This window comes from Streptomyces sp. DH10 (assembly GCF_029813805.1).
In the GTDB taxonomy this organism is placed as follows: Bacteria; Actinomycetota; Actinomycetes; order Streptomycetales; family Streptomycetaceae; genus Streptomyces; species Streptomyces coeruleofuscus.
The window spans coordinates 23622-50324 of record NZ_JARVKU010000038.1; the positions used below are offsets into that span (position 1 = coordinate 23622).

25 protein-coding genes are annotated in these 26703 nt (G+C 71.6%); 19 read left to right on the plus strand and 6 right to left on the minus strand.

Going from position 1 to position 26703, the window contains the following annotated elements; all coding sequences use genetic code 11:
* Positions 1-168 precede the first annotated feature (168 nt).
* The 4 genes from QC385_RS41745 (at position 169) to QC385_RS41760 (ending at position 5596) form a co-directional block, all read left to right on the plus strand.
* Positions 169-2994: a bifunctional acetate--CoA ligase family protein/GNAT family N-acetyltransferase gene (locus tag QC385_RS41745; RefSeq protein WP_279546636.1), complete on the plus strand. Its 2826-nt coding sequence runs from the start codon at positions 169-171 to the stop codon at positions 2992-2994.
* Between the two features lie 97 nt (positions 2995-3091).
* Entirely contained in the window at positions 3092-3679 is a 588-nt protein-coding gene (locus tag QC385_RS41750) for a DUF5998 family protein (protein WP_099054597.1), read from the plus strand.
* The gene (locus tag QC385_RS41755) at positions 3679-4875 is read left to right on the plus strand and encodes an alkaline phosphatase family protein (protein ID WP_279546637.1); all 1197 of its coding nucleotides are present in this window, start codon (positions 3679-3681) and stop codon (positions 4873-4875) included. The genes QC385_RS41750 and QC385_RS41755 overlap by 1 nt, the downstream gene beginning before the upstream one ends.
* A gap of 70 nt (positions 4876-4945) precedes the next feature.
* Positions 4946-5596 carry a thymidine kinase gene (locus QC385_RS41760; RefSeq protein WP_086854903.1) on the plus strand — a complete coding sequence of 217 codons (651 nt, stop codon included), beginning with the start codon at positions 4946-4948 and terminating at the stop codon, positions 5594-5596.
* 27 nt (positions 5597-5623) lie between these two features.
* Here the strand turns inward: QC385_RS41760 and QC385_RS41765 are convergent, their stop codons facing one another.
* Positions 5624-6427, minus strand: coding sequence for a VOC family protein (locus QC385_RS41765; protein WP_279546638.1), 804 nt, complete (start codon positions 6425-6427; stop codon positions 5624-5626).
* A 251-nt stretch (positions 6428-6678) separates the two neighbouring features.
* Here QC385_RS41765 and QC385_RS41770 point away from each other — a divergent pair, with 251 nt between their 5' ends.
* Positions 6679-7530, plus strand: coding sequence for a sulfurtransferase (locus QC385_RS41770; RefSeq protein ID WP_279546639.1), 852 nt, complete (start codon positions 6679-6681; stop codon positions 7528-7530).
* A gap of 89 nt (positions 7531-7619) precedes the next feature.
* On the opposite strand, the gene sepH is transcribed toward QC385_RS41770, so the two are convergent.
* The 3 genes from sepH to QC385_RS41785 all read right to left on the minus strand — a co-directional run bounded on the left by sepH (position 7620) and on the right by QC385_RS41785 (position 11697).
* Positions 7620-8657: a septation protein SepH gene (gene sepH, locus QC385_RS41775; RefSeq protein WP_279546640.1), complete on the minus strand. Its 1038-nt coding sequence runs from the start codon at positions 8655-8657 to the stop codon at positions 7620-7622.
* A 522-nt stretch (positions 8658-9179) separates the two neighbouring features.
* A complete protein-coding gene (locus QC385_RS41780) occupies positions 9180-10499 on the minus strand; it encodes a D-arabinono-1,4-lactone oxidase (protein WP_279546641.1) in 1320 nt (439 codons plus the stop codon).
* A complete protein-coding gene (locus tag QC385_RS41785; protein WP_279546642.1) occupies positions 10459-11697 on the minus strand; it encodes an MFS transporter in 1239 nt (412 codons plus the stop codon). The genes QC385_RS41780 and QC385_RS41785 overlap by 41 nt, the downstream gene beginning before the upstream one ends.
* Before the next feature lie 159 nt (positions 11698-11856).
* On the opposite strand from QC385_RS41785, the gene QC385_RS41790 reads away from it, so the two are divergent.
* Positions 11857-12984, plus strand: a complete 1128-nt coding sequence (locus QC385_RS41790) for a ferrochelatase (protein WP_279546643.1) — start codon at positions 11857-11859, stop codon at positions 12982-12984.
* A gap of 8 nt (positions 12985-12992) precedes the next feature.
* On the plus strand, positions 12993-13808 hold the full coding sequence (locus QC385_RS41795; RefSeq protein ID WP_279546644.1) for an inositol monophosphatase family protein: 816 nt from the start codon (positions 12993-12995) through the stop codon (positions 13806-13808).
* A 177-nt stretch (positions 13809-13985) separates the two neighbouring features.
* Here the strand turns inward: QC385_RS41795 and QC385_RS41800 are convergent, their stop codons facing one another.
* Positions 13986-14159, minus strand: a complete 174-nt coding sequence (locus QC385_RS41800; RefSeq protein ID WP_010035018.1) for a hypothetical protein — start codon at positions 14157-14159, stop codon at positions 13986-13988.
* A 412-nt stretch (positions 14160-14571) separates the two neighbouring features.
* On the opposite strand from QC385_RS41800, the gene QC385_RS41805 reads away from it, so the two are divergent.
* The 4 genes from QC385_RS41805 (at position 14572) to QC385_RS41820 (ending at position 18148) form a co-directional block, all read left to right on the plus strand.
* The gene (locus QC385_RS41805; protein ID WP_003993508.1) at positions 14572-15225 is read left to right on the plus strand and encodes a response regulator transcription factor; all 654 of its coding nucleotides are present in this window, start codon (positions 14572-14574) and stop codon (positions 15223-15225) included.
* A 6-nt stretch (positions 15226-15231) separates the two neighbouring features.
* Positions 15232-16464, plus strand: coding sequence for a sensor histidine kinase (locus tag QC385_RS41810; RefSeq protein ID WP_279546645.1), 1233 nt, complete (start codon positions 15232-15234; stop codon positions 16462-16464).
* 405 nt (positions 16465-16869) lie between these two features.
* Complete coding sequence (locus QC385_RS41815) at positions 16870-17166, plus strand: DUF4193 domain-containing protein (protein ID WP_003993510.1); 297 nt, start codon at positions 16870-16872, stop codon at positions 17164-17166.
* 13 nt (positions 17167-17179) lie between these two features.
* On the plus strand, positions 17180-18148 hold the full coding sequence (locus tag QC385_RS41820) for a hypothetical protein (RefSeq protein ID WP_279546646.1): 969 nt from the start codon (positions 17180-17182) through the stop codon (positions 18146-18148).
* A 105-nt stretch (positions 18149-18253) separates the two neighbouring features.
* On the opposite strand, the gene QC385_RS41825 is transcribed toward QC385_RS41820, so the two are convergent.
* A complete protein-coding gene (locus QC385_RS41825) occupies positions 18254-18712 on the minus strand; it encodes a DUF3093 domain-containing protein (protein ID WP_279546647.1) in 459 nt (152 codons plus the stop codon).
* 58 nt (positions 18713-18770) lie between these two features.
* Here QC385_RS41825 and QC385_RS41830 point away from each other — a divergent pair, with 58 nt between their 5' ends.
* The 8 genes from QC385_RS41830 to QC385_RS41865 all read left to right on the plus strand — a co-directional run bounded on the left by QC385_RS41830 (position 18771) and on the right by QC385_RS41865 (position 26642).
* A complete protein-coding gene (locus QC385_RS41830; RefSeq protein ID WP_279546648.1) occupies positions 18771-19355 on the plus strand; it encodes a PaaI family thioesterase in 585 nt (194 codons plus the stop codon).
* A gap of 86 nt (positions 19356-19441) precedes the next feature.
* Complete coding sequence (dut, locus tag QC385_RS41835; RefSeq protein WP_279546649.1) at positions 19442-20011, plus strand: dUTP diphosphatase; 570 nt, start codon at positions 19442-19444, stop codon at positions 20009-20011.
* A 1-nt stretch (position 20012) separates the two neighbouring features.
* Positions 20013-20768 carry a DUF3710 domain-containing protein gene (locus QC385_RS41840; RefSeq protein WP_086602687.1) on the plus strand — a complete coding sequence of 252 codons (756 nt, stop codon included), beginning with the start codon at positions 20013-20015 and terminating at the stop codon, positions 20766-20768.
* Between the two features lie 156 nt (positions 20769-20924).
* Positions 20925-22091 (plus strand): alginate lyase family protein, encoded by a 1167-nt coding sequence (locus tag QC385_RS41845; RefSeq protein ID WP_279546650.1) that lies wholly within the window; start codon positions 20925-20927, stop codon positions 22089-22091.
* 131 nt (positions 22092-22222) lie between these two features.
* Entirely contained in the window at positions 22223-24778 is a 2556-nt protein-coding gene (locus QC385_RS41850) for a sensor histidine kinase (protein ID WP_279546651.1), read from the plus strand.
* Complete coding sequence (locus QC385_RS41855; protein WP_279546652.1) at positions 24775-25458, plus strand: response regulator; 684 nt, start codon at positions 24775-24777, stop codon at positions 25456-25458. Before QC385_RS41850 ends, QC385_RS41855 begins: the two co-directional genes overlap by 4 nt.
* 53 nt (positions 25459-25511) lie before the next feature.
* Entirely contained in the window at positions 25512-25910 is a 399-nt protein-coding gene (locus tag QC385_RS41860; protein WP_150483445.1) for an OB-fold nucleic acid binding domain-containing protein, read from the plus strand.
* Positions 25911-25913: 3 nt separating this feature from the next.
* Positions 25914-26642 carry a DUF3159 domain-containing protein gene (locus QC385_RS41865; RefSeq protein WP_279546653.1) on the plus strand — a complete coding sequence of 243 codons (729 nt, stop codon included), beginning with the start codon at positions 25914-25916 and terminating at the stop codon, positions 26640-26642.
* Positions 26643-26703 lie beyond the last annotated feature (61 nt).

Genomic DNA, 26703 nt, shown 5'->3' on the forward strand with positions numbered 1-26703 from the left:
CCTTCGGTTTTCAGGGTTGTCTAGACCAGTTTCCCATATCGTGAAGCTGCACCGGGGCGGACCTGATGTCCCGCCCCGGGGTGCCGTCGGATCGCGGCCTCGACCCGACTGACGCCCTCCACAGACTGCCTCGCGCCGCTGTCGGACGCTAGCCGTACTCTGGGGCCCATGCAGACCTCGCCGGACCGGCACGAGTATCCCGCCCACTGGGAAGCCGACGTGGTGCTGCGCGACGGTGGTACCGCGCGCATCCGGCCCATCACCGTTGATGACGCCGAGCGCCTGGTCAGCTTCTACGAGCAGGTCTCCGACGAGTCGAAGTACTACCGCTTCTTCGCGCCGTACCCTCGCCTGTCCGCCAAGGACGTCCACCGCTTCACGCACCACGACTTTGTGGACCGGGTGGGACTCGCGGCCACGGTGGGCGGCGAGTTCATCGCCACCGTACGCTACGACCGGATCGGCGCGGACGGAACGCCCGCGTCCGCACCCGCCGACGAGGCCGAGGTCGCCTTCCTCGTGCAGGACGCCCACCAGGGCCGCGGAGTCGCCTCAGCCCTGCTCGAACACATCGGGGCCGTCGCCCGCGAGCGCGGCATCCGCCGCTTCGCCGCCGAGGTGCTGCCCGCCAACACCAAGATGATCAAGGTGTTCACGGACGCCGGGTACACCCAGAAGCGCAGTTTCGAGGACGGCGTCGTCCGTCTGGAGTTCGACCTCGAACCCACCGACCGCTCCCTCGCCGTGCAGTACGCGCGCGAGCACCGCGCCGAGGCCCGCTCCGTGCAGCGGCTGCTCGCGCCCGGCTCGGTCGCCGTCATCGGCGCCGGGCGCACGCCGGGCGGCGTCGGCCGGAGCGTCCTGGCGAACATCCGCGACGCCGGGTTCACCGGCCGCCTGTACGCCGTGAACAAGGCCCTCCCCGAGGAGCAGAAGGATCTCGACGGGGTGCCCGCCCACCGCTCGGTGCGGGACATCGACGGCCCGGTCGACCTCGCGGTCGTCGCCGTGCCGGCCGAACACGTCCCCGAGGTCGTCACCGAGTGCGGTGAACACGGCGTGCAGGGGCTGGTCGTGGTCTCCGCCGGATACGCCGAGAGCGGCACCGAGGGGCGCGAACGCCAGCGCGCCCTCGTGCGGCAGGCGCGCACGTACGGCATGCGGATCATCGGGCCGAACGCCTTCGGCATCATCAACACCTCCCCGCGGGTACGGCTCAACGCCTCCCTCGCCCCCGAGACGCCGCGGCCGGGCCGGATCGGCCTGTTCGCCCAGTCCGGCGCCATCGGCATCGCCCTGCTGTCCCGGCTGCACCGGCGCGGCGGCGGCGTCACGGGCGTGACCGGCGTCTCTACCTTCGTCTCCTCCGGCAACCGGGCCGACGTCTCCGGCAACGACGTCCTCCAGTACTGGTACGAGGACCCGGACACCGACGTCGTCCTCATGTACCTGGAGTCCATCGGCAACCCCCGCAAGTTCACCCGACTCGCCCGCCGGACGGCCGCGGCCAAGCCACTGGTCGTGGTCCAGGGCGCCCGGCACGGAGCGGCCCCCCAGGGGCACGCCGTACGGGCGACCCGCCTGCCGCACACGACCGTCTCGGCGCTGCTCCGGCAGGCCGGCGTGATCCGGGTCGACACCATCACCGAGCTGGTGGACGCCGGGCTGCTCCTCGCCCGCCAGCCGCTGCCGGCCGGGCCCCGGGTGGCGATCCTCGGCAACTCGGAGTCGCTCGGCCTGCTCACGTACGACGCGTGTCTCGCCGAGGGGCTGCGGCCGCACCCCCCGCAGGACCTGACCACGGCGGCCTCCGCCGCCGACTTCCACACGGCCCTGTCGCGGGCGCTGGCCGACGACCGGTGCGACGCGGTGGTCGTCACCGCCATACCGGCGGTGGGGGAGGGCTCGGTCGCGGACGCGGCCCTCGCCGGCGCGCTGCGCTCCGCGGTGGCCGCCGCCCCGGCCAAGCCGGTCCTGGTGGTGCACGTGGAGCTGGGCGGCCTGGCAGAGGCCCTGTCGGCGGCGGCGAGCACGGCACCGCAGACCGACGCGGGCAATCCGCCGCGAACCCGCCCCGAGAGCCCTCAGGTCACCCTCAGCCCGACGCCTCCCGGAGAACCCCCTGAGGACTCCCACCTCATCCCCGCCTACCCCGCCGCCGAACGCGCCGTCCGCGCCCTCGCGCAGGCCGTCGCCTACGCACAGTGGCGGCGCGACGCCGCCGACCCCGGCAGGGTGCCGGAGTACGAGGACATCGACGAGAAGGGCGCCGCCACGCTGATCGACGGGCTCCTCGCGCGCGGGCAGGGGCTCACGCTCGGCCCGGAGGAGACCTGCGACCTGCTCGGCCACTACGGCATCCACGTCCACCGCGCCCTGCCCGCCCCGACCCCCGACGCCGCCGCCGAGGCCGCCCGCACCCTCGGCTACCCCGTCGCCCTCAAGGCCACCGCCCCGCACCTGCGGCACCGCGCGGACCTGGGCGGTGTACGCCTCGACCTCGCGGACGAGGACCAACTGCGGCGTTCGTACACCGAGTTGACCGAACTGTTCGGCGCGCCCGAGGAGCTGCGCCCGGTCGTGCAGCGGATGGCGCCGCGCGGGGTGGACGTCGTCGTACGGGCCGTCATCGACCCGGCGGCCGGAGCCGTGCTCTCTTTCGGGCTCGCCGGAGCGGCCTCGCAGCTGCTCGGGGACACGGCACACCGGCTGATCCCGGTCACCGACAAGGAGGCGACCTCGTTGGTGCGCTCGATCCGCACCGCCCCCCTGCTGTTCGGCTGGCGCGGCTCCGCACCGGCCGACACCGGCGCCCTGGAGGAACTGCTGCTGCGGGTGTCCCGGCTGGTCGACGACCACCCCGAGGTCGTCGCGGTCACCCTGGAACCGGTCGTCGTCGCCTCGCACGGCCTGAGCGTCCTGGGCGCCTCGGTCCGCCTCGCGCCCCCGCCCGCCCGCGACGACCTCGGCCCGCGGACCCTCCCCGCGTACTGACAGGGGACCCTCCCCGCGTACTGACAGGGCCCTCCCCGCGTACTGACAGGGGGCGAGCGGTGCCTCGCAGTCAGTGGGCCCCCGTAGGATGGGCGTCATGGCCAAGACCAGTACGACGACCCAGGGGCTGCGGGCGGCGATCGAGCGCAGCGGCTACTACCCGGCCCTCGTGGCCGAGGCGGTGGAGGCCGCCGTGGGCGGCGAGCCCATCCGGTCGTACCTGGTCCATCAGGAGACGACGTTCGACCAGAACGAGGTGCGGCGGCACGTGACCGTGCTCGTCCTCACCGACCACCGCTTCATCGTCAGCCACACCGACGAACAGGCCGCCGACAGCACCTCTCCGACGCCGTACGCCACGACGTCGACGGAGTCCGTGAAGCTGAGCCGCATCTCGTCGATCGTGGTCAGCCGCGTGGTGGCCAACCCGGAGTCGTACAAGCCGGGCACCCTGCCCCGTGAGGTCGTCCTCACCATCGGCTGGGGCGCCGTTTCCCGCATCGACCTGGAGCCGGCCGCCTGCGGCGACCCCAACTGCGAGGCGGACCACGGCTACACCGGCAACTCGACGGCGGACGACCTCAGCCTGCGCGTCAGTGAGGCCGGGGACGGACCGGAGACCGTGCGCCAGGCACTCGCCTTCGCGCAGGCCCTCTCCGAGGCGACCGCGGACAGCGCCCGCTGATGGCACAGCCGAACACGGCCTGGGACCACCATCCCGAACCGCTCACCGTCACCTCCGCGCCGGCCCCCGAGTACGGCAGCGGCTCCCTCGCCGACCTGTTGCCCACGCTGGCCGCAGGCCTGGGCGTGCCGGGCACGACCGCCACGATCTCCGAGCTGACCCCCGCCGACCGGAACTGCGTGTTCCTGATCGACGGCCTCGGCTGGGAGCAGCTCAGGGCGCACCCCGAGGACGCCCCCTTCATGACGTCCCTGCTCGCCACCTCGCGCGGCGGCACCGGACGTCCGCTCACCGCCGGCTACCCGGCCACCACCGCCACCTCCCTGGCCTCGGTCGGCACCGGCCTGCCGCCCGGCGCGCACGGCCTGCCCGGCTACACCGTGCGCAACCCGGACACCGGCGAGCTGATGAACCAGCTGCGCTGGCAGCCGTGGACCCCGCCCGGCGCCTGGCAGCCGTACCCGACGGTCTTCCAGCTGGCCCACGAGGCGGGGGTGCACGCCGCGCAGGTGTCGTCCCCGACCTTCGAGACCACTCCGCTGACCAAGGTGGCGCTCAGCGGCGGAACGTTCCTCGGGCGGCTGACCGGCGAGGACCGTATGGACCTGGCGGCCGAGCAACTGGCCGCGGGCGACCGCTCCCTGGTCTACACGTACTTCGCCGAGGTCGACGGCGCCGGCCACCGCTTCGGCGTCGACTCCGACACCTGGCGCGGCCAGCTCATGTACGCCGACCGCCTGGTCCAGCGCCTGGCCGAGCAACTGCCCCCGCGCAGCGCCCTCTACGTCACCGCCGATCACGGCATGATCGACGTGCCCTTCGACGAGCAGCACCGCATCGACTTCGACGAGGACTGGGAGCTGAGCGCCGGCGTCGCCCTGCTCGGCGGCGAGGGCCGCGCCCGGCACGTCTACGCGGTGCCCGGCGCCGCGAACGACGTCCTGACCTGCTGGCGCGAGGTGCTCGGCGAGCAGTTCTGGGTGGCCTCACGCGACGAGGCCATCGCGGCGGGCTGGTTCGGCCCGAAGATCGACGAACGGGTGTACGACCGGATCGGCGACGTGGTCGCCGCGGCGCGTGACGACGTCCTGCTCATCGCCTCCGAGCGGGAGCCGAAGGAGTCGGCGATGGTCGGCAACCACGGTTCGATGACCCCCGCCGAGCAGTTGGTCCCGCTGCTCGAAGTACGCTCCTGAAGCCCGCCCCGACCCGCCTCGCCCCGACCTCTCCGCCTGACCTCCGACGCCGAAAGGTGCTCAACTCGACATGCCCGAGCTGGTGTTCTTCTCCGGAACGATGGACTGCGGGAAGTCGACGCTGGCTCTCCAGATCGAGCACAACCGCTCGGCGCGAGGCCTCCAGGGCATGATCTTCTCGCGGGACGACCGCGCCGGCGAGGGCAAGCTGTCCTCGCGCCTCGGCCTGGTCACGGACGCGGTGGAGGTCGAGGACGGCCAGGACCTCTACGCCTACATCGTCGACCACCTCTCGCAGGGCGGCCGCGCGGACTACGTGATCGCCGACGAGGCGCAGTTCCTCGCGCCGGAGCAGATCGACCAGCTCGCGCGTGTGGTCGACGACCTGGGCCTCGACGTCTACGCCTTCGGCATCACGACCGACTTCCGCTCCAAGCTGTTCCCCGGCTCCCAGCGGCTGGTGGAACTGGCCGACCGGGTCGAGGTGCTCCAGGTGGAGGCCCTGTGCTGGTGCGGCGCCCGGGCCACGCACAACGCCCGCACGATAGGCGGCGTCATGGTCGTCGAGGGTGCCCAGGTGGTCGTCGGTGACGTCACCCACTCCGCCGACGAGGTCGGCTACGAGGTCCTGTGCCGCCGCCACCACAGGCGCCGCATGACCTCGGCGACGGCCCACGCGGCGGCCCTGTCCCCGGATGTGCTGCCGGTGTCGTCTTCCTGACCATCGGCCGGCTCGTCCTCCAGTGCGTCATTGCCGCCGTTGCAACAGCGCGAACCTCGCCCCTTCCGGATCCGCCACCGAGGCCACCCGCCCGTGCGCGGTGTCGTGGGCCGGCTTGAGGACCTGCCCGCCCAGATGCACCAGGTGGTCCAGGGCGTCGTCGACGTCGGCGACCTGGAAGTACGTCACCCAGTGCGGGCCCCGGTCGCGGGGCAGGGCCTGCCCCAGTCCGTGGATGCCGGCGACGGGCGCGCCCCCGAGATTCAGGGTCACGTAGTCGAAGTCGGCGGACACCACCGGCTCCTCCTGGAAGCCGAACACCGTCCGGTAGAACTTGGCGACGGTCGCCGACTCGAAGGTCAGCAGCTCGTTCCAGGCGGGTGTGCCGGCCACGCCCGAGACGGACGTGCCGAGATGGGCGGCGGCCTGCCACACGCCGAAGACCGCCCCCGAGGGGTCGGAGCCGATCGCCAGGCGGCCGGCGTCGGCGGCGTCCAGCGGGCCCACGCCGATCGTGCCGCCGCAGCTGCGCACCGTCTCGGCGGTCAGATCCACGTTCTCCGAGGCGAAGTAGGGGGTCCACGCGATGGGCAGATGGCGGTCCGGCGGCAGCCGGCCGATCCCCGCCACCTCGTGCCCGTCGAGCAGTGCCCGTACATACGGGCCGAGTTGCTGAGGGCCCGGCTGGAACTCCCAGCCGAACAGCGTTCCGTAGAACTCCTGGGTCGCGGCCGGCCCGTGCACCATCAGGCTCACCCAGCAGGGCGTGCCGGGCGCGTGCCGAGCGGGTGGTACGCCGTTCGGGCCGGCTGATTCCCGTGCGTCGGTCATCGTCACTCTCTTCTCGGCCTCGCTGTGGGCGTGCTCTGCGCCGCCCTCGTGGGCGCGCCCTGCGGGGCGGTCCCTGTCCGGGAGAATGCCTGATGTGCGGTGCGCTGTCCCTTGCGGCGCGCTTGTCGGCACGTGTCGTTCAGCTGTACAGCATGTGCTTGTTCCCGTACACCGCGTGCTGGCCCCGGCTCGGCCGAGGAGAGTAGCCGGACCCGGACGGCTCGGCCACCCCTGTGCGCGAGGATGGAGCCATGAACGCCATCATCTCCGCATCCGACCTGGCGAGCGACCTGGCGGGCGCCAACCCGCCCGTCCTGCTCGATGTCCGCTGGCAGCTCACGGCGGCCAAGGCGACTGGTGAGCCGCCGTACGACGGCCGGGCCGCGTACGAGGCAGGGCACCTTCCCGGGGCCGTCTTCGTCGACCTGGACCGGGAGTTGGCCTCGGAGCCGGGGGAGGGCGGCCGGCATCCGCTGCCCGACCTCGCGCGCTTCGGTACCTCGATGCGCCGGGCGGGCGTGTCGTCCGGGACGCCGGTGGTCGTCTATGACGGCGGCCAGGGCTGGGCGGCGGCCCGGGCGTGGTGGTTGCTGCGCTGGACGGGTCACCCGGACGTGCGGGTCCTCGACGGCGGGTTGCCGGCCTGGGAGGGGCCGTTGGAGAAGACCGTACCGACACCGGCCGAGGGTGACTTCGTGCCCGAGCCGGGGGCGGGCGGCCTGCTCGACGCCGACGCCGCCGCGGAGTTGGCGCGGTCCGGGGTGCTGCTGGACGCGCGGGCGGGGGAGCGGTACCGGGGCGAGGTGGAGCCGATCGATCCGGTGGCCGGGCACATCCCGGGCGCGGTGTCGGCGCCCACGACGGAGAACGTGGGGGCGGACGGGTGCTTCCTCCCCGCCGGGGAACTGCGCGCGCGGTTCAAGGGGCTCGGCGTGACCGAGGACGCGCGGGTCGGCGTGTACTGCGGGTCGGGGGTGTCCGCGGCCCATGAGGTCCTGGCGCTGGCGGTCGCGGGCATTCCGGCGGAGCTGTACGTGGGTTCGTGGTCGGAGTGGTCCTCGGACCCGGACCGGCCGGTCGCGGTGGGACCTGATCCCCGGTAACCAGGCATGAGTGAGGGGCCGCGCCCGAAAGGCGCGGCCCCTCATCCTCGTACAGCATCCTCGTATAACCGAAGCCGAAGCCGATCCGGCTACTCCTGCTTCTTGCGCCGCGTCCCGAACACGATCTCGTCCCAGCTCGGGACGGCGGCTCTGCGCCCCGGTCGGACGCCATCGGCCTCGGCCTGGCGGTCGGTGGCGCCGATGAGCCGGTCGCGGTGGCTGCCGACGGAGCGCGGCATGAGAACGTCCGCGTAGGCGGAACCGGCCGAGGCGGCGGGAGCCGGGGGCTCCTCCTCCTCGGGTTCGGCGATGGGCTCTTCCTCGGGCTCCGGTGCCGGGCGCTCGGGCACCACCAGGTCGCCGCGGAAGCTCGGCACCGCTTCCAGCAGGCTGGTCAGCGAGTCCCGCTCAGCCGTCGTGCTCTCCTCCACCGGCTCGGACGCCGCAGGCGGAAGGCTGGGCCGCTCGCGGTCGGCGGAACGGTCCAGCGGCCGGTCGCGCGGCAGCCGGGCGATCCGCGGGACGAACGGGAAGCTGGGCTCGGGCGCGGCCAGGTCGTCGGACTCGCCGATGAGCATGCGCGCCTCGTCGTCGACGGCCTGGACGAGCCGCCGGGGCGGGTCGTACGTCCAGCTCGCCGAGTGCGGTTCACCCGCGACGCAGTAGACCAGCAGGACTTCCCACGTGCCGTCGTCACGACGCCACGAGTCCCACTGGACGGTGTCCTTCTCGGCACCGCGCAGCAACAGCCGCTCCTGCACGGCCTCGCCCAGCGGCGGACCGGAGTTCTCGCCGGGGCGGCGGACCGGGGTCTTGCGGGCCCGCTCGGCCATGAACGCACGCTCGGCCAGCACCGGACCCTCGAAGCGGCGGACCCGGTCGACGGGGATGCCTGCCATTTGCGCGACCTCTTCCGCGGTCGCGCCGGCACGTATACGCGCCTGGATGTCGCGGGGGCGGAGGTGGCTCTCCACCTCGATCTCGATCTGGCCGAGGCGAGGACGGTCGCCGCGCACGGCGGCGCGGAGCCGTTCGTCGATCGGAAGCGTGTACTCCGTGCTGTCCGCAGCCTTCAGCACCAGCCGTGTGCCGTCATTCGAGACGGCCACGACACGCAGTTCGGGCATGGGGACCTCCCGGGTGGTGCCTGCCGACGTCACGTGCGTCGCTGCTTCCGCTAGTCGAGTGTGGCCTGCCCGGGTGCAGCCTGCCACAACCTTGCCGAGTTGCCCGGCGTGTCGGGCACGGGCCCTGGATCGCCGTTATGGCACGGTTACCTATTCGCAACGCTAAGTGACGAACTCTGTCACCCTGTGCAACTAGCCCCCTCCCGGCGGTCCTTAAAGGCCCCGTGCACCCTGACAGGAGACCGGACCCAGGGCTCGCCACAGTACTCCATTTGGGCCACCTGCGTGGATTGGCGCGCCGTCCAACTTCTGGCAAGGGGGCGGACTCGGCCGCCGCTCCCCGCTTTTCTCGATCTTGAACGTGGGGAACTTCACGCGATCTCCAGAAGCGGAACTGTCACTTCCGGACACGCGTCCCCTTCTTGTGCAGTTGAACGGCCTTGTACGGGAGTTCCTGCGGTGAGGGCGACGCCACGACCGGGGGAGCGAGGCTCCGGGGAACACAACCCCCCAATGCGTCGCCTACGCCCCCAGAACCCTCCGCAAGTAGTCGTTCTGGAACCGCCGGTCAGGATCGAGACGGTCCCGCAGCGCCGTGAACTCGGCGAAGCGCGAATACACCCGGGAGAAGTACTCGGCGTCCCTGGTGTGCACCTTGCCCCAGTGCGGACGCCCTTCATAGGCGGTGAAGATCCGCTCCGCCGCGGTGAAGTACCGCTGGTAGGGCGTGCCCTGGAACATGTGGACGGCGATGTACGCGGTGTCCCGGCCCGAGGCGGTGGACAGGGTGATGTCGTCGGCGGGGGCGGTGCGCACCTCCACGGGGAAGCTGACCTTCAGGCCGGAGCGGTCGACCATCGTCTTCAGCTCGCGCAGCGTCTCGACGACGGCCGCGCGCGGAACGGCGTACTCCATCTCCACGAAGCGCACCCGGCGCGGAGACGTGAAGACCTTGTAAGGGATGTCGGTGTAAGTCCGCGCGGACAGGGCCTTGCTGGAGATCTGGGCGATCGCGGGGATCGTGGCGGGCACCGCGCGGCCGACCCAGTTGGCCACCTGGAAGACCCCGTTGGAGAGGAACTCGTCCTCGAACCAGCTCTGGAGCTGCGGCACCGGCTTCTCCGGGCCCGCGCTGCGGTTGTTGCGCTTGGTGTTGGTGTTCCCGGTGTGCGGGAACCAGTAGAACTCGAAGTGCTCGTTCTCCGCCCAGAGTTCCTCGAAGTCGGCGAGGACCCGGTCGAACGGCATCGGCTCCTCGCGAGCCGTGAGCAGGAAGACCGGCTCCACGGCGAAGGTGATCGCGGTGACGATGCCCAGGGCGCCGAGGCCGATGCGGGCGGCCGCGAAGACCTCCGGGTTCTCCTTCTCGGAGCAGGTGAGGACCGAGCCGTCGGCGGTGACCAGTTCCAGGCCCTTGATCTGGGCGGCGATCGAGCCGGAGTCGCGGCCCGTGCCGTGCGTTCCGGTGCTGGTGGCCCCGGAGACCGTCTGCTCCATGATGTCGCCCATGTTCGTCAGCGACAGTCCCTCGCGCGCCAGAGCGACGTTGAGTCTCTTGAGCGGGGTGCCGGACTCCACCGTGACGGTCATGGCCTCGCGATCGATATCGCGTATGCCGGTCAACAGTTGAGGACGGATCAACACACCGTCCGTCGCGGCTATGGACGTGAAGGAATGCCCGCTGCCGACGGCCTTCACCTTCAGGCCGTCCTCGGCGGCCCGCCGCACCGCGGCGGCCAGCTCGTCGACGGAGGCCGGGGTGACCTCCCGTGCGGGCCGCGCGGAGACGTTGCCGCCCCAGTTACGCCACGTGCCGTTCTTTCCGTTCGCCGTGCTGCTCAACGGAGCCTCCCCGACCCGTAGCCGGCCGCTTGAGCCGACGGAATCCGAGGAAACCCACCGCGACCGCGACGGCCCCGGCCACCGCCGGAACCCCGTACCCGGCACGCGCCCCGGCCGCGTCGATCACCCAGCCGGCCGCGGAGGAGCCGAGTGCGACCCCCACCGCGAGCCCGGTGCTCACCCAGGTCATGCCCTCGGTGAGCTGCGCGCGTGGTACGTGCTCTTCGATGAGGGACATCGTCGTGATCATCGTCGGCGCGATGGACAGACCCGCAACGAACAGCGCCACGGCCAGAAACGGCAAGTTTCCGACCAGTAGGAGGGGGATCATACTCACGGCCATGGCGCACACGCCCAGCAGCCACCGGCGTTCCGGCGCCCCGGCGAAGCGCAGCAGCCCGAAGACCATGCCCGCCACGCAGGAACCGGCCGCGTACAGCGCGAGGACGACGCTCGCGGCGGCCTTGTGCCCCTCCTCGTCGGCGAAGGCCACGGTGACCACGTCGACCGCCCCGAAGATCGCCCCGGTCGCCACGAAGGTGGCCACCAGGACCTGAAGGCCCCGCGAGCGCATGGCCGTACCCCCGCCGCGCTGCTCGCGCGGATGCGGCTCCGGCTCGGTGGCGCGCTGCGCGGTCAGCCAGAAGACGCCGACAGCCAGGAAGCAGGCGGCCAGCAGCGGACCGGCCTCCGGGAACCAGGCCGTGGACAGGCCGATGGAGATGATCGGCCCGAAGATGAAGCACACCTCGTCCACCACGGACTCGAAGGAGTACGCGGTGTGCAGCTGCGGCGTGCCCCGGTAGAGCGCCGCCCAGCGGGCCCGGATCATCGCGCCGACGCTCGGCACGCAACCGATGCCGACGCACGCCACGTACAGCACCCAGTCCGGCCACCCGTAGTGCGCCGCGAACAGCAGGACGGCCGCCGCGGTGAGCGAGATCAGCGTCGCCGGCCGCAGCACCCGCCGCTGCCCGTACTGGTCCACCAGCCGCGAGACCTGCGGTCCGGCCACCGCCGCCGCCAGCGCGATGGTGGCCGACAGGGCGCCGGCCAGGCCGTACCGTCCGGTGAGCTGGGAGACCATCGTGACGACGCCGATGCCCATCATCGACAGCGGCATACGGCCGAGGAACCCCGCGGCGGAGAAACCTTTGCTGCCGGGAGCGGCGAACAGGGCGCGGTAGGGGCTGGGCACGGGGTCTCCGGAAAACTCAGTAAGCTGCGAACGCAGTCGACACAGATTACGCCTCGGGATGCGCCCGACGCACCCGCCAAGGACCACTGCGGGCCGTCCGCCGCGCAGGTGTCACCCCACCGTTTCCCGGCTGTCAGTGCAGGGTGGCAGGATCGACTCATGCCAGACGCGCGCGATGTCAGCTCCTACGACGCCCTGCTCCTGCTCTCCTTCGGCGGCCCGGAAGGCCCGGACGACGTGGTCCCGTTCCTGGAGAACGTGACGCGGGGGCGCGGCATCCCCAAGGAACGCCTCAAGGAAGTCGGGCAGCACTACTTCCTCTTCGGCGGGGTCAGCCCCATCAACGACCAGAACCGGGCCCTGTTGGACGCCCTGCGCAAGGACTTCGCCGACCACGGCCTGGACCTGCCGGTCTACTGGGGCAACCGCAACTGGGCGCCGTATCTGACCGACACGCTGCGCGAGATGGTCCGCGACGGCCGCCGCCGCATCCTGGTCCTCGCCACCAGTGCCTACGCCTCGTACTCGGGCTGCCGCCAGTACCGCGAGAACCTCGCCGACTCGCTCGCCGCCCTCGAGGCCGAAGGGCTGGAGCTGCCGAAGATCGACAAGCTGCGGCACTACTTCAACCACCCGGGCTTCCTCGAGCCCATGATCGACGGGGTGATCCGGTCCCTCGCCGAGCTGCCCGAGGGCGTCCGGGACGGGGCGCACATCGCCTTCTCGACGCACTCGATCCCGACGGCCTCGGCCGACACCTCAGGGCCTGTCGAGGACCACGGAGACGGCGGCGCGTACGTCAGGCAGCACCTGGACGTGGCGCAGCTGATCGCGGACGCCGTCCGCGAGCGCACCGGCGTCGACCACCCCTGGCAGCTCGTCTACCAGTCGCGCTCCGGCGCCCCGCACATCCCCTGGCTGGAGCCCGACATCTGCGACCACCTGGAGGAGCGGCACGCGGCAGGTGTCCCGGCCGTGGTGATCGCTCCCATCGGCTTCGTCTCCGACCACATGGAGGTCCTCTACGACCTCGACACGGAGGCCAGGGCCAAGGCGGAGGCGCTGGGGCTGCCGATGCGCCGCTCGGCCACCGTCGGCGCCGACCCGAGGTTCGCCGCCGCGGTCCGCGAGCTCGTCGTGGAGCGCGCCGCCGTCGAGCGCGGGCAGGAGGTCACGCCCTGCGCCCTGGGCGCCCTGGGGGCGAGCCACCACCTCTGCCCGGTCGGCTGCTGCCCGGCCCGCGCCCAGCGCCCCGCCGCCGCGGGCGCCGACAGCACCTACGCGTGAGGAGCCCCGTGACCGACCCCCTGCACAAGGACCTGCTCGTACTCGCCCACGAGGCCGCTCGCCGCGCCGGCGCGCTGCTGCGGGACGGGCGCCCGGCCGACCTCGCGGTGGCCGCGACCAAGTCCAGCCCCATCGACGTCGTCACGGAGATGGACATCGCGGCCGAGAAGCTGATCACCGGCCTGATCGCCGAGCGCCGCCCGGACGACGGCATCCTCGGCGAGGAGGGCGGTACCACCGAGGGCACCAGCGGCGTCCGCTGGGTGATCGACCCGCTCGACGGCACGGTCAACTACCTGTACGGGCTCCCCACCTGGTCCGTCTCCATCGCCGCCGAGCAGGACGGCGAGACCGTCGTCGGAGTCGTCACGGCCCCGATGCGCGGCGAGACCTTCCACGCGGTGCTCGGCGGCGGAGCCTGGGCCACCGGGGCCTGGGACGGCGAGCGCAGGCTGGCCTGCCGCCCCGCGCCGCCCCTGGACCAGGCGCTGGTCTCGACGGGCTTCAACTACGTGGCCGACGTCCGCACCCACCAGGCCGAGGTCGCCCGGCGGCTGATCCCGCTGCTGCGCGACATCCGGCGCGGCGGTTCGGCGGCGGTCGACCTGTGCGACCTGGCCGCGGGACGCCTCGACGGCTACTACGAGCGCGGCCTGCACGCCTGGGACCTCGCGGCGGGCGACCTGATCGCCCGTGAGGCGGGCGCGCTGACCGGCGGACGCCCCGGAGAGCGCCCGTCGGGGGATCTGACAGTCGCGGGTACCCCGGGCGTCTTCGAGCCCCTCCAGCGCCTGCTGGAGGACTTCGGGGCCTGGCACGACTGAGGACGGCCAAACCGTCGTGCGACGACCTGCGGCCCGCCCGCCGTCGTGCGACGGCCGGTGGCCCGCCCGCTGTCCTACGACGGCGGGCGGCGCGCCCGGCACCGAGTGAACGGGGCCGCAACACGACGAAGCGGGCCCCGGCGCTGGATTCGCCGGGACCCGCTTCGTACGGCCTGATCAGACGCTCGTCGCGCCGACCTCCACACCGTGCTCGGCGGCGAGACGGCGCAGGTCGTCGAGCTCGCCCTGCTCCACCTCGACGAGGAAGTCGTCGCCCTCGTCGCGAGCCCGGGACAGATCGGACTCGGTCGCCCTTATGCGCTGCAGAAGTCCTGCGGTGAATGCGTCCATGCTGCGCCCCCTCGTCCTGGGTCGTGGGTCGATGGCACGGGGGTGTGCCGTTCGGAAGGGACGATCACGTCTCCGGTGGATGCCCAGCGCCGCTCAGCTGGGCGGCGACGGTGCCGGACACCCACGCCCGCCCTGCGGAAGCGGGTTGAGCCGCACCGCATGGTGGTGCGGTACAAGCAGAGCGTGATCGTGGGATGTAAAGCCGTCCTCCCCAAGCTCCCTTCCGTGGAAACCTAACCGGAGGAGAAAATCTCTTATTCCGCCTCGGGCGCCGTCCCCCCACCCGCCTTACCTCCGACTTATGGCCGAAAAGGGCAGGATGGAGGGCAACACACCAACGAACCGTCGAAGACCCCTGCCCGTCTGCGCCCGTGCGGCGCTACGCGGGTGGACATGAGGAAGGACCAGGGACGTGCGCGTACTCGTCGTCGAGGACGAGCAACTGCTCGCCGATGCGGTGGCCACCGGGCTGCGCCGGGAGGCCATGGCCGTCGACGTCGTGTACGACGGTGCGGCCGCCCTGGAACGCATCGGCGTGAACGACTACGACGTGGTCGTCCTCGACCGCGACCTCCCGCTCGTGCACGGCGACGACGTCTGCCGCAAGATCGTCGAGCTCGGCATGCCCACGCGCGTGCTGATGCTCACGGCCTCCGGTGACGTCAGCGACCGGGTGGAGGGCCTGGAGATCGGCGCCGACGACTATCTGCCCAAGCCGTTCGCGTTCAGTGAGCTCATCGCGCGCGTGCGGGCCCTCGGCCGGCGCACCAGCGTGCCCCTGCCGCCGGTCCTGGAGCGCGCCGGGATCAAGCTCGACCCCAACCGCCGCGAGGTCTTCCGCGACGGCAAGGAGGTCCAGCTCGCGCCCAAGGAGTTCGCCGTCCTGGAGGTGCTGATGCGCAGCGAGGGCGCCGTCGTCTCGGCGGAGCAGCTGCTGGAGAAGGCCTGGGACGAGAACACCGACCCGTTCACGAACGTCGTCCGCGTGACGGTCATGACCCTGCGCCGCAAGCTCGGCGAGCCGCCCGTGATCGTCACCGTCCCCGGCTCCGGCTACCGGATCTGATACCCCGTGGCAGCGACTCCCGCGCCCCCGCAGGCACCCCCGAAGCCCACCTGGGACCCCAGAAGGCCCGCGCCCCCCTTCCCGTGGCTGCGCCCGACCATCCGCATACGGCTCACGCTGCTCTACGGCGGCATGTTCCTGATCGCCGGCATCCTGCTGCTGTCGATCATCTACCTGCTGGCCGCGGAGGCGCTGAACGTGGGCAGCGAGCTGCCGTTCAAGATCGTCGAGGGCAAGGTCACCAGCGACATCTGCAACCTGCCCGACCAGGCCTCGCCCAGCGAGTTCAACCACGCCATGAACCAGTGCGTGAACGACCAGCGTCAGGCCGCCCTGGACAACCTGCTCAGCCGCTCGCTCCTGGCCCTGCTCGGGCTGGCGGTCATCGCCTTCGCCTTCGGCTACGCCATGGCCGGGCGCGTCCTGTCGCCGCTGGGCCGGATCACCCGTACCGCCCGCGCGGTGGCGGGTTCGGACCTGTCCCGCCGGATCGAGCTGGACGGCCCGGACGACGAGCTGAAGGAGCTGGCGGACACCTTCGACGACATGCTGGAGCGGCTCCAGCGTGCCTTCACGGCCCAGCAGCGCTTCGTCGGCAACGCCTCGCACGAGCTGCGGACACCGCTGGCGATCAACCGCACCCTCCTGGAGGTGCACCTGTCCGATCCGAACGCGCCGATGGAGCTCCAGCAGCTCGGCAAGACGCTGCTGGCCACCAACGAGCGCAGCGAGCAGCTCGTCGAAGGCCTGCTGCTGCTCGCCCGCAGCGACAACCAGATCGTCGAGCGGGGCCCGGTGGACCTCGCCGAGGTCGCCGGGCAGGCCATCGACCAGGTGCACGGCGAGGCCGAGGCCAAGGGGGTGCGTATCCGCGGCGAGCAGAAGTCCGCGGTCGTCCAGGGCAACGGCGTGCTGCTGGAGCGGGTCGCGCTCAACCTGGTGCAGAACGCCGTGCGCTACAACGTGGCCGAGGGCGGCTGGGTCGAGGTCACGACCGAGGTCCAGCACGGCCAGGCTCTCCTGGTCGTCTCCAACACGGGCCCCGTCGTGCCGGCGTACGAGATCGACAACCTCTTCGAGCCGTTCCGGCGGCTGCGCACCGAGCGCACGGGCAGCGACAAGGGCGTCGGACTGGGTCTGTCCATCGTCCGGTCGGTGGCCCGGGCGCACGGCGGGCACATCTACGCACAGCCGCGGGAAGGGGGTGGGCTCGTGATGCGAGTCACGCTGCCCATCTGAGATCATGTCGCCGATCAACTCGGCGGCACACGGGGATGTTCGCTTTGCGCGGAATTTTCGACATCGCACCGCGCGTGCCCCGTGTGTGATCGATCACAGAGACGCTTTTCCGGCCATCTACTCTCTGTGATCATGTGTCCTGTCGGAAAGCCGGGAAAATCCCGGTTTTCGGGGGTCTTGATCACGGGAAGTACACGGTGAGACGCCTTTGAAGTGCGGCATTCGGACCGTGTACGGTCCCCATCGCCATCCAAGCCGATCACTCGTGAGGAGTCCGGTTGGGTGTCGATTGAGTAACAGACCTTGATGTGAGGCAAAATCTCCGCCTCAGGTCGGGCACAAGTCCGGCCTCTCACGCGTTACGTGCGCTGGAGACACCGCAGACACCCAGAGGGGGAGAGCGACATGGCAACCGATTACGACACTCCACGCAAGACCGATGACGACGTTGACTCGGACAGCCTCGAAGAGCTGAAGGCTCGGAGGAACGACAAGTCGGCCTCCGCAGTGGACGTCGACGAGTTCGAGGCCGCAGAGGGCCTCGAGCTGCCCGGCGCCGATCTCTCGAACGAGGAGCTGGCAGTACGAGTGCTCCCGAAGCAGCAGGACGAGTTCACCTGCATGAGCTGCTTCCTGGTGCACCACCGCAGCCAGCTGGCCCGGGAGAAGAACGGCCAGCCGATCTGCCGCGACTGCGACTGAGGCGGGGTCGGCCGTGACTGGCTCGACCCCTCCCTGGAAGCGCCGCTTCTCCAAACGGAAAGCGGACGAAGGGCCGATCGACGGCCCGCAAGACGGCGCGCGTGACGACGAGCGAGGCTCAACCAGTACGGGGGCGGCCTCGCTCGAACCGGCAGCGGACCGGGGTGACCTTCCGGCGTCCGTGGACGTCCCCGCACCCGTCGACCGGACGGCGGGGACGCTCCGGGAGCGGGCCATGGACAGTGCCCGCAAGGGCTCGGTCCGGGCCCGGGCCGGCCTCGCCCATCTCGCCGACCGGATCATCGAACTGGCCCCGCGCGTCCCCGTACGGGACCTGGCGACGCTCCGCAGGCAGTTCCCGGGCCTGGGGCCCGAAGAGCTCGCGGACAAACTCGTCGCGGGCGCGGCGAAGGCGACGGCGACGGTCGGAGCGGGCATCGGCGCGGCGGCGATGCTTCCCGTGCCGCCCGCCATGCCGACGGAACTGGCCGCCGAGATCACCGGCGTAGCGGCGATCGAGCTGAAGCTGATCGCCGAACTCCACGAGGTCTACGGCGTGCGGCCGCCCGGCAACCTCAAGCAGCGCAGCACCGCGTACCTCCACTCGTGGTCGGGGGAGCGCGGGATCGACGCGTCCAAGCCGTCGACGCTGAGCACGGCGCTGAACAGCCGTATGAAGCGGGACCTGCGGCAGCGGATCATGAAGCGAATGGTCCGCAGCATGCCGAACCTGGTGCCGTTCCTGATCGGCGCCGCCGTCGGAGCGGCCATGAACCGCAGCGAGACGAGAAAGCTCGCCGCCAGGATCCGCGAGGACCTGCGCAGGATTCAGGTGCCCTGGGACGCTTTGGAGCCGCTCCCCGCCCTGGAACGTCCGGCGGACGCCCTGGAGATGGGCGAGATCACTGACGACCCCCTGGGCCGCCTCGGGAACGAGAAGTCCGAGAGCGAGAAACGCGACTGGCGCGGCGACGGGCACTGAGGCGACGCCGAGCCGACGGTCCCGGGGGAGGGGAGAGTCCGGGCCCGCGTGTGCGCGTGCCGTCGGTCCGCCGTCCGCCGCCGGGTGACGCCCCGCGCAGGTGTGCTACGCCGGTTTGGCCGTCCTCAGTGCCTCCGCCAGGCGCTCCGGCTCGCGCGTGGACAGGTACAGGTACGGAGTCGGGTCCTCCGGGTCCGTGACCTCCACGCGCAGGGCCGTGGGGATGTAGGCGCGCAGCAGCATGAAGGCACGCGGGTCGGCCTTGTGGGTGCGCCAGGCACGGGTTTCCTCCGCGTCCAGGACCTCCGCCTCGCCCAGCGCCGCCAGCGGGATCTTCGCCTCGCCCGCGATCAGCGAATCGCCCACCACGCGGATGCGGACCGAGCCGTACGAGCTCGCGGCGACGGCCGCGACCGCGGTGCCCCCGGCCAGGCCGCCGAGCGTGGGCAGCGTGCCGAACGGGAGCAGGACCAGGGCCAGGGAGACCCCGATCAGGAACGAGATCAGCCACCAGGACCGGGGAGCGGTCAGGCGTTCTTCGTACGGGGCGGCGGAGAGCTGCATGGAGCCAAGCTTGACACGGTGTCCGGAAGGGGCCGACGCGCGGGTAAGGTCTCCGGCTGTGAGTCGTACTTCCCCTGCTCTTCAGCCTCCGGCAGACGCCGTCCGACCGGTGCGGCATCCGGACGCTCCGGCGCCCGGTGAGCTCCTCGGCGCGCACTACGGCCAGTGCTTCGGCTGCGGCGGCGACCAGCCGCACGGGCTGCACCTGGAGGCACGGGCGGGCGAGGGCGTGTCACTCACCGCGGAATTCACCGTGCAGCCCGCCCACCAGGGTGCCCCGGGCCTCGCCCACGGCGGTGTGCTCACGTCCGCCCTGGACGAGACCCTCGGTTCGCTGAACTGGCTGCTGCGCACGATCGCCGTGACCGGCCGGCTGGAGACCGACTTCGTACGTCCCGTGCCCGTCGGCACCACGCTGTACCTGGAGGCGGAGGTGACGGCGGTGGCCGGGCGCAAGATCTACTCGACCGCCACCGGGCGCGTCGGCGGCCCCGGCGGGCCCGTCGCCGTCCGTGCCGACGCGCTCTTCGTCGAGGTGAAGGTCGACCACTTCGTCGACCACGGCCGCCAGGAGGAGATCCAGGCGGCCATGAACGACCCGGACCAGGTCCGGCGTGCCCGCGCCTTCGAGGTGAACCCGTGAGTCCGGACGGCCACTTGGGCCCCACGGCCCCCACGGCCTCCGCAATTCCCATGACCCCCACGAGCCCCGTCAGCCCGGAAGGCCCCATGACTCCTGCGAGCCCTGTGAGCCGTCAGCCCGTGGACGTGCTGATCCGGCGCGTCGATCCGGACGTACCGCTTCCGTCGTATGCGCACCCCGGGGACGCGGGAGCCGATCTGCGCACCACCGAGGCGTGCCAACTGGCGCCGGGCGAGCGGGCCGTGCTGCCGACGGGAGTGTCTGTGGCACTGCCGGAGGGGTACGCGGCCTTCGTGCACCCCCGGTCCGGCCTGGCCGCCCGCTGCGGCGTCGCCCTGGTGAATGCCCCGGGGACGGTTGATGCCGGGTACCGTGGGGAGATCAAGGTGATCGTGGTGAATCTCGACCCGCGCGAGGCCGTGCGGTTCGAGCGCTTCGACCGGATTGCCCAACTGGTCGTCCAGCAGGTCGAGAGGGTCCGCTTCCACGAGGTGGCGGAGCTTCCCGGCTCCGCGCGGGCCGAGGGGGGCTTCGGGTCCACCGGAGGGCACGCCGCGGTGGACGGGACGAGCGGCACAAGTGGTCAGGCCGCCCTGGGCGGTCAGGCGGGTGGGAATCGATACGCTTCGGTCGTATCCGACCGGGAAGGACAGTGACGTGTTCGGACGTCGCAAGAAGAGGGATGCCGCCGAGGACGCGGCCGGCGAGGCCGAGCAGGTCGTCGACGGTGTCGACAGTGAGGCGGGCGGCGAGGGCGAGCGCCTGAGGCTCGAGCCGGCGCCGCGGCCCGACGGGCCCTGGGACAGCTCCGAGGTACGGGACCCCGGCGAGGGCCGGGTCGACCTGGGCGGTCTGTTCGTGCCGGGCGTCGACGGCATGGAGCTGCGGGTCGAGGTCGCGGGTGACGCGATCGTGGCGGCGACGGTCGTGCTGCGGGACAGCGCCATCCAGTTGCAGGCCTTCGCCGCGCCCAAGCGCGAGGGCATCTGGGGCGAGGTGCGCGAGGAGATCGGCTCGGGCATCACCCAGCAGGGCGGCATCGTCGACGAGGTCGAGGGGCCGCTGGGCTGGGAGCTGCGGGCCCAGGTGCCGGTACAGCTGCCGGACGGCACCGGCGGCTTCCAGGTCGTGCGGTTCGTCGGTGTGGACGGCCCCCGCTGGTTCCTGCGTGGGGTCATCTCGGGCCAGGGTGCGGTGCAGCCGCAGGCCGCCGGGCTGCTCGAGCAGATCTTCCGGGACACGGTCGTCGTCCGCGGCGAGGGCCCGATGGCGCCCCGCGACCCGATCGTCCTGAAGCTGCCCAACGACGCCCAGATGGTCCCCGAGGGCATCCAGCAGGAGGAGGAGGGCTCCCGTTTCGCCGGCGGAATGGGCCAGCTCCAGCGCGGACCGGAGATCACCGAGGTTCGCTGAGCATCGTAGAGACACCAGGGCCGTACCCCCACCGGGTGCGGCCCTTTGTCGTGCGGGGAGCCTTGACGGGTCATTGGTCTGTACCTACCGTCTCGTTCAACGCGTCTGTTCATAAAGGCGCTTCACGTTCACATATGAGAACGGAAGGCCCCGCGTATGCGCAGAACCGGACTCTTAGCGGCCGCGGCCGCCCTCGTCGCCGGTGTCCTCACCTGGCCCGCCGACGCCGCTCCCAGTGGCTTCGTCCACCCCGGAGTCACCGTCTCCAAGGGCCAGTTGGACTTCACCCGCACCAAGGTCAACGCCGGTGCCCAGCCCTGGAAGGGCGCCTTCGACCAGATGATGGCGAGCAAGTACGCCGACCTGAACCGCACGCCGAGACCCCGGGCGGTCGTCGAGTGCGGTTCGTACTCCAAACCCAACAACGGTTGCACCGACGAACGCGAGGACGCGATCGCGGCCTACACCCAGGCCCTCGCCTGGTACGTCACCCGCGACGAACGGCACGCGCGCAAGGCGATCGAGCTGATGGACGCCTGGTCCGCCGTGATCCGGGACCACACCAACAGCAACGCGCCCCTTCAGACCGGCTGGGCCGGCTCCTCCTGGCCCAAGGCCGCCGAGATCATCAAGTACACGTACACCGGCACCTGGGCCGACTCCGGCCGCTTCGCCACCATGCTCCGCACCGTGTACCTGCCCGAGGTGATCAACGGCTCGAACTCCAACGGCAACTGGGAGCTGTCGATGATGGAGGCCGCCGTCGGCATCTCCGTCTTCCTGGAGGACAAGGCGTCGTACGACAAGGCCATGGCGAAGTTCCGCACGCGCACGGCCGCCTACGTCTACCTGGCCTCCGACGGCGACCTGCCGAGGACCGTGCCGAGCCAGAACCTCAACTCCCGCGAGAAGATCGTCAAGTACTGGCAGGGGCAGTCGGCCTTCGTCGACGGGCTCAGCCAGGAGACCTGCCGGGACTTCACGCACACCGGGTACGGCCTCTCGGCCATCTCGCACGTCGCCGAGACCAGCAGGATCCAGGGGCAGGACCTCTACGGCACCGACGTGGGGGAGCGGCTGCGGCACGGGCTCGGCTTCCACGCCAAGTACCAGCTCGGCGCCGCCGCCCCGGGCTGGCTGTGCGGCGGCTCCCTCAAGCTCGGGCTCGGGCCGGTCCCCGAGGTCGGACACAACGCCCTGGCCAACCGTCTCGGACACGCCATGACCAACACCGGGACGCTGACCCTGCGCGGCCGTCCCGCCGGCAGCAACAACCTCTTCGTCGCCTGGGAGACCCTCACCCACGGCGACAACCCCGCGTAGGGCCCCGGTCGGCCGGGCGCGTCAGAGTTCCGTCAAAGACGGCCGCACTGCCGCGCCCGGAGCCCATATGCCGTGATTGCCGGCCGTAAGGTCGACGCTGCGCAGTGGGCGGACCGGAAGACAATGAGGCCATGGGACGCGGCAAGCTTCGGATCTACCTCGGTGCGGCACCGGGCGTCGGCAAGACGTACGCGATGCTGTCCGAGGCGCACCGCCGCGTCGAGCGGGGCACGGACTGCGTGGCGGCCTTCGTCGAGCACCACGACCGTCCCCGCACCGAGGTGATGCTGCGCGGCCTGGAGCAGGTGCCGCGCAGGCGGCTGGAGTACCGCGGCGGCGTCTTCCCCGAGATGGACCTGGACGCCGTCCTCGCCCGCCGCCCCCAGGTCGCCCTGGTCGACGAACTCGCCCACACCAACGTCCCCGGCTCCCGCAACGCCGAGCGCTGGCAGGACGTGGAGGAACTGCTGGCGGCCGGTGTCGACGTGATATCGACCGTCAACATCCAGCACCTGGAGTCACTGGGCGACATCGTCGAGTCGATCACCGGGGTGCGGCAGCAGGAGACCGTGCCGGACGAGGTGGTACGGCGGGCCGACCAGATCGAGCTGGTCGACATGTCGCCCGAGGCGCTGCGGCGGCGGATGGCACACGGCAACATCCACCAGCCCGACAAGGTCGACGCGGCCCTGTCGAACCACTTCCGCCCCGGCAACCTGACCGCCCTGCGCGAGCTGGCGCTGCTGTGGGTGGCCGACCGGGTCGACGCCCACCTCACCCAGTACCGCAGCGATCACCGGGTGTCGAGGATCTGGGGCTCGCGCGAGCGGATCGTGGTCGGCCTGACCGGCGGACCCGAGGGCCGGACGCTGATCCGCCGGGCCGCGCGGCTGGCCGGGAAGGGCGCCGGCGGGGAGGTGCTGGCCGTCTACATAGCCCGCAGCGACGGGCTGACCTCGGCCTCGCCGAAGGAACTGGCGTTGCAGCGGACCCTCGTCGAGGACCTGGGCGGAACGTTCCATCACGTGGTCGGCGACGACATACCGGCCGCGCTGCTCGCCTTCGCCCGGGGTGTGAACGCCACTCAGATCGTGCTGGGCTCCTCGCGCCGCAGGACCTGGCAGTACGTCTTCGGACCCGGCGTCGGCGCGACGGTCGCCCGGGAGTCCGGGTCCGACCTCGACGTGCGCATCGTCACCCACGACGAGGTCGCCAAGGGCCGCGGACTGCCCGTGGCCCGGGGCGCGCGCCTCGGGCGGTCCCGGCGGGCGTGGGGCTGGCTGGTCGGTGTCGCCGGCCCGCCTGCCCTGGCGGCGCTGCTCAGCGCCGTCGACCTCGGCCTCGCCAACGACATGCTGCTGTTCCTGGCGCTGACCGTGGCGGCGGCCCTGCTCGGCGGGCTGATGCCGGCGCTGGCCTCGGCGGCGGTGGGCTCCCTGCTGCTGAACTACTTCTACTCGCCGCCTCTGCACCGGTGGACCATCGCCGACCCGAAGAACATCGTCGCCCTCGTGATCTTCGTCGCCGTCGGTGCCGCGGTGGCCTCCGTGGTCGACCTCGCCGCCCGCCGCACCCACCAGGCCGCCCGGCTGCGGGCCGAGTCCGAGATCCTCTCCTTCCTCGCGGGCAACGTGCTGCGCGGCGAGACCGGCCTGGAGGACCTGCTGGAACGGGTCCGGGAGACCTTCGGCATGGAGTCGGCGGCCCTGCTGGAGAGGGCGGGCGACGTCGAGCCGTGGACCTGCGCCGGCCGCGTCGGGCAGGGACGTCCCGTCGAGCGGCCCGACCAGGCGGACGTGGACATGCCGGTCGGGGACCACATGGCGCTCGCGCTGACCGGCCGCGTCCTGCCCGCCGAGGACCGCCGCGTGCTGGCCGCCTTCGCCGCCCAGGCCGCCGTCGTCCTGGACCGCCGCCGGCTCCGGGAGGAGGCCGACCGGGCCCGCACCCTCGCCGAGGGCAACCGCATCCGCACGGCGCTGCTCGCCGCCGTCAGCCACGACCTGCGCACTCCGCTCGCCGGGATCAAGGCGGCGGTGACCTCCCTGCGCTCCGAGGACGTCGAGTGGTCCGAGGAGGACCGGGCGGAGCTGCTGGGAGGCATCGAGGAGGGCGCCGACCGCCTCCACCACCTCGTCGGCAACCTGCTCGACATGTCCCGGCTCCAGACCGGCACGGTCACCCCGCTGATCCGCGAGATCGACCTCGACGAGGTGGTGCCGATGGCGCTCGGCGGCGTACCCGAGGGCAGTGTCGACCTGGACGTCCCGGAGACGTTGCCCATGGTCGGCGTGGACCCCGGGCTGCTGGAGCGGGCCATGGCCAACCTCGTCGAGAACGCCGTCAAGTACAGTCCGTCCGGCACGCCCGTGCTGGTCGCCGCCAGCGCGCTCGCCGACCGGGTCGAGGTGCGGGTGGCCGACCGGGGGCCGGGCGTCCCCGACGAGGCCAAGGGCCGCATCTTCGAGCCCTTCCAGCGCCACGGCGACGCCCCGCGCGGCACCGGCGTGGGGCTGGGGCTCGCGGTGGCGCGCGGCTTCGCCGAGGCCATGGGCGGCACGCTCGACGCCGAGGACACCCCGGGCGGCGGGCTCACCATGGTCCTCACCCTCCGGGCGGCGGGACCGCGCCCGGACCTTCTCCACATGGCGGAACACGCAGCCGAAGCGGAAAGGCAGGACTCATGACCCGTGTGCTGGTGGTCGACGACGAGCCGCAGATCGTACGCGCCCTCGTGATCAACCTCAGGGCACGCGCGTACGAGGTCGACGCGGCCCACGACGGCACCACCGCCCTCCGGCTCGCCGCCGCCCACCACCCCGACGTGGTCGTCCTCGACCTCGGCCTGCCCGACATGGACGGCGTCGAGGTGATCAGGGGGCTGCGGGGCTGGACCCGGGTGCCGATCCTGGTGCTGTCGGCCCGGCACTCCTCCGACGAGAAGGTCGAGGCGCTGGACGCGGGCGCCGACGACTACGTCACCAAGCCCTTCGGCATGGACGAACTGCTGGCCCGGCTGCGGGCCGCCGTGCGCCGGGCCGAACCGGCCGGGGGAGGTGAGGACGACGTGATCGTGGACACCGGCGAGTTCACCGTCGACCTGGCCGCGAAGAAGGTCAACCGCGCCGGGAAGGACGTACGGCTGACCCCCACGGAGTGGCACCTGCTGGAGGTCCTCGTCCGCAACAGCGGCCGACTGGTCGGGCAGAAGCAGCTGCTCCAGGAGGTGTGGGGGCCGTCGTACGGGACGGAGACCAACTACCTGCGCGTGTACATGGCGCAGCTGCGGCGGAAGCTGGAGGCGGATCCCTCCCATCCGAAGCACTTCATCACGGAGCCGGGGATGGGCTACCGGTTCGAGAGGTGAGGTCCTCGCCACGGGGCTACGTGGGTGTCGGCACGCCCCGGTAGGCTCTAGACATGAGTGCTGTTCCTCGTTCGCAGAAGCAGGCGGGCCGGTTCCGGCGCATGCTCGACCGGCTCTCCTCGTCGCAGGAGGACCTGGAGTCCGAGGAACTGCGCGAGGACACCGAGACCGCGGGCTGTATCCGGATCGGAGACTGCCAGGACCGGCAGATAGTGACGGTTACTGGTACCTTGCGCACGGTCACCCTGCGGCCGCGCGCCGGAGTCCCGGCCCTGGAGGCCGAGCTCTTCGACGGCTCAGCGGCGCTGGACGTGGTGTGGCTCGGCAGACGCTCGATCGTGGGCATAGAGCCGGGGCGCAAGCTGATCGCATCGGGCCGGGTCTCCATGAGCCGGGGCCGCCGGGTGCTGTTCAATCCCAAGTACGAACTGAGACCCCTCGGACGGGAGTAGCCGGTGACGTCGCTCGACAAGCCGACCGAAGAGACATCTGCGGACGACGCCCGGGCGGTGACCGAGGCCGCCCTGTTCGAAGCGTTCGGCGGCGTGCGGGGCATGGTCGAGACGGTGCTGCCCGGCCTGCTGTTCGTCACCATCTACACGATCAACAAGGACCTGCACCTGTCGGCGATCGCGGCGCTGGCCGTGTCCGTGGTGCTGGTCGTGGTCCGGCTGGTGACGAAGGACACCGTCAAGCACGCCTTCAGCGGTGTCTTCGGCGTGGCCTTCGGTGTCGTCTTCGCGATGATGACCGGCAACGCCAAGGACTTCTACCTGCCCGGCATGCTCTACACGCTGGGCCTGGGACTCGCCTACATCATCACCACCCTGTGCGGTGTCCCGCTGATCGGGCTGATCCTCGGCCCGGTCTTCAAGGAGAACCTCTCCTGGCGCACGCGGAACCCCGGCCGCAAGAAGGCCTACGCGAAGGCCAGTTACGCCTGGGGCGCGATCCTGCTCGCCAAGTGCGCGATCCTCTTCCCGCTGTACTGGTGGGCCGACACGACACAGCTGGGCTGGGTCCTGGTCGCCTTGAAGATCCCGCCGTTCCTGCTCGCCGTATGGCTGACGTGGGTCTTCCTGGCGAAGGCGCCCGCGCCCATCGACGTGTTCGCGGAGATGGAGGCGGAGGAGAAGGCCGCGGAGGAGAGGGAGCGGGGGGCTGCTACTCGGTCCGCCGAGTAGTGACCGGCGTTTGTGCCGGACTTACTGGGGGCTCCGCCCCCAGACCCCCAGGGCCTATGCC

Excerpts from the sequence above, each read along its gene's own strand:
- QC385_RS41855 (WP_279546652.1), top strand. The coding sequence starts at position 24,775 with ATGACCCGTGTGCTGGTGGTCGACGACGAGCCGCAGATCGTACGCGCC.
- QC385_RS41765 (WP_279546638.1), bottom strand. The coding sequence starts at position 6,427 with ATGACCGACGCACGGGAATCAGCCGGCCCGAACGGCGTACCACCCGCT.
- QC385_RS41760 (WP_086854903.1), top strand. The coding sequence starts at position 4,946 with ATGCCCGAGCTGGTGTTCTTCTCCGGAACGATGGACTGCGGGAAGTCG.
- QC385_RS41850 (WP_279546651.1), top strand. The coding sequence starts at position 22,223 with ATGGGACGCGGCAAGCTTCGGATCTACCTCGGTGCGGCACCGGGCGTC.
- QC385_RS41800 (WP_010035018.1), bottom strand. The coding sequence starts at position 14,159 with ATGGACGCATTCACCGCAGGACTTCTGCAGCGCATAAGGGCGACCGAG.
- QC385_RS41845 (WP_279546650.1), top strand. The coding sequence starts at position 20,925 with ATGCGCAGAACCGGACTCTTAGCGGCCGCGGCCGCCCTCGTCGCCGGT.
- sepH (WP_279546640.1), bottom strand. The coding sequence starts at position 8,657 with ATGCCCGAACTGCGTGTCGTGGCCGTCTCGAATGACGGCACACGGCTG.
- QC385_RS41790 (WP_279546643.1), top strand. The coding sequence starts at position 11,857 with ATGCCAGACGCGCGCGATGTCAGCTCCTACGACGCCCTGCTCCTGCTC.
- QC385_RS41750 (WP_099054597.1), top strand. The coding sequence starts at position 3,092 with ATGGCCAAGACCAGTACGACGACCCAGGGGCTGCGGGCGGCGATCGAG.
- QC385_RS41770 (WP_279546639.1), top strand. The coding sequence starts at position 6,679 with ATGAACGCCATCATCTCCGCATCCGACCTGGCGAGCGACCTGGCGGGC.
- QC385_RS41745 (WP_279546636.1), top strand. The coding sequence starts at position 169 with ATGCAGACCTCGCCGGACCGGCACGAGTATCCCGCCCACTGGGAAGCC.
- QC385_RS41815 (WP_003993510.1), top strand. The coding sequence starts at position 16,870 with ATGGCAACCGATTACGACACTCCACGCAAGACCGATGACGACGTTGAC.
- QC385_RS41825 (WP_279546647.1), bottom strand. The coding sequence starts at position 18,712 with ATGCAGCTCTCCGCCGCCCCGTACGAAGAACGCCTGACCGCTCCCCGG.
- QC385_RS41755 (WP_279546637.1), top strand. The coding sequence starts at position 3,679 with ATGGCACAGCCGAACACGGCCTGGGACCACCATCCCGAACCGCTCACC.
- dut (WP_279546649.1), top strand. The coding sequence starts at position 19,442 with ATGACTCCTGCGAGCCCTGTGAGCCGTCAGCCCGTGGACGTGCTGATC.
- QC385_RS41860 (WP_150483445.1), top strand. The coding sequence starts at position 25,512 with ATGAGTGCTGTTCCTCGTTCGCAGAAGCAGGCGGGCCGGTTCCGGCGC.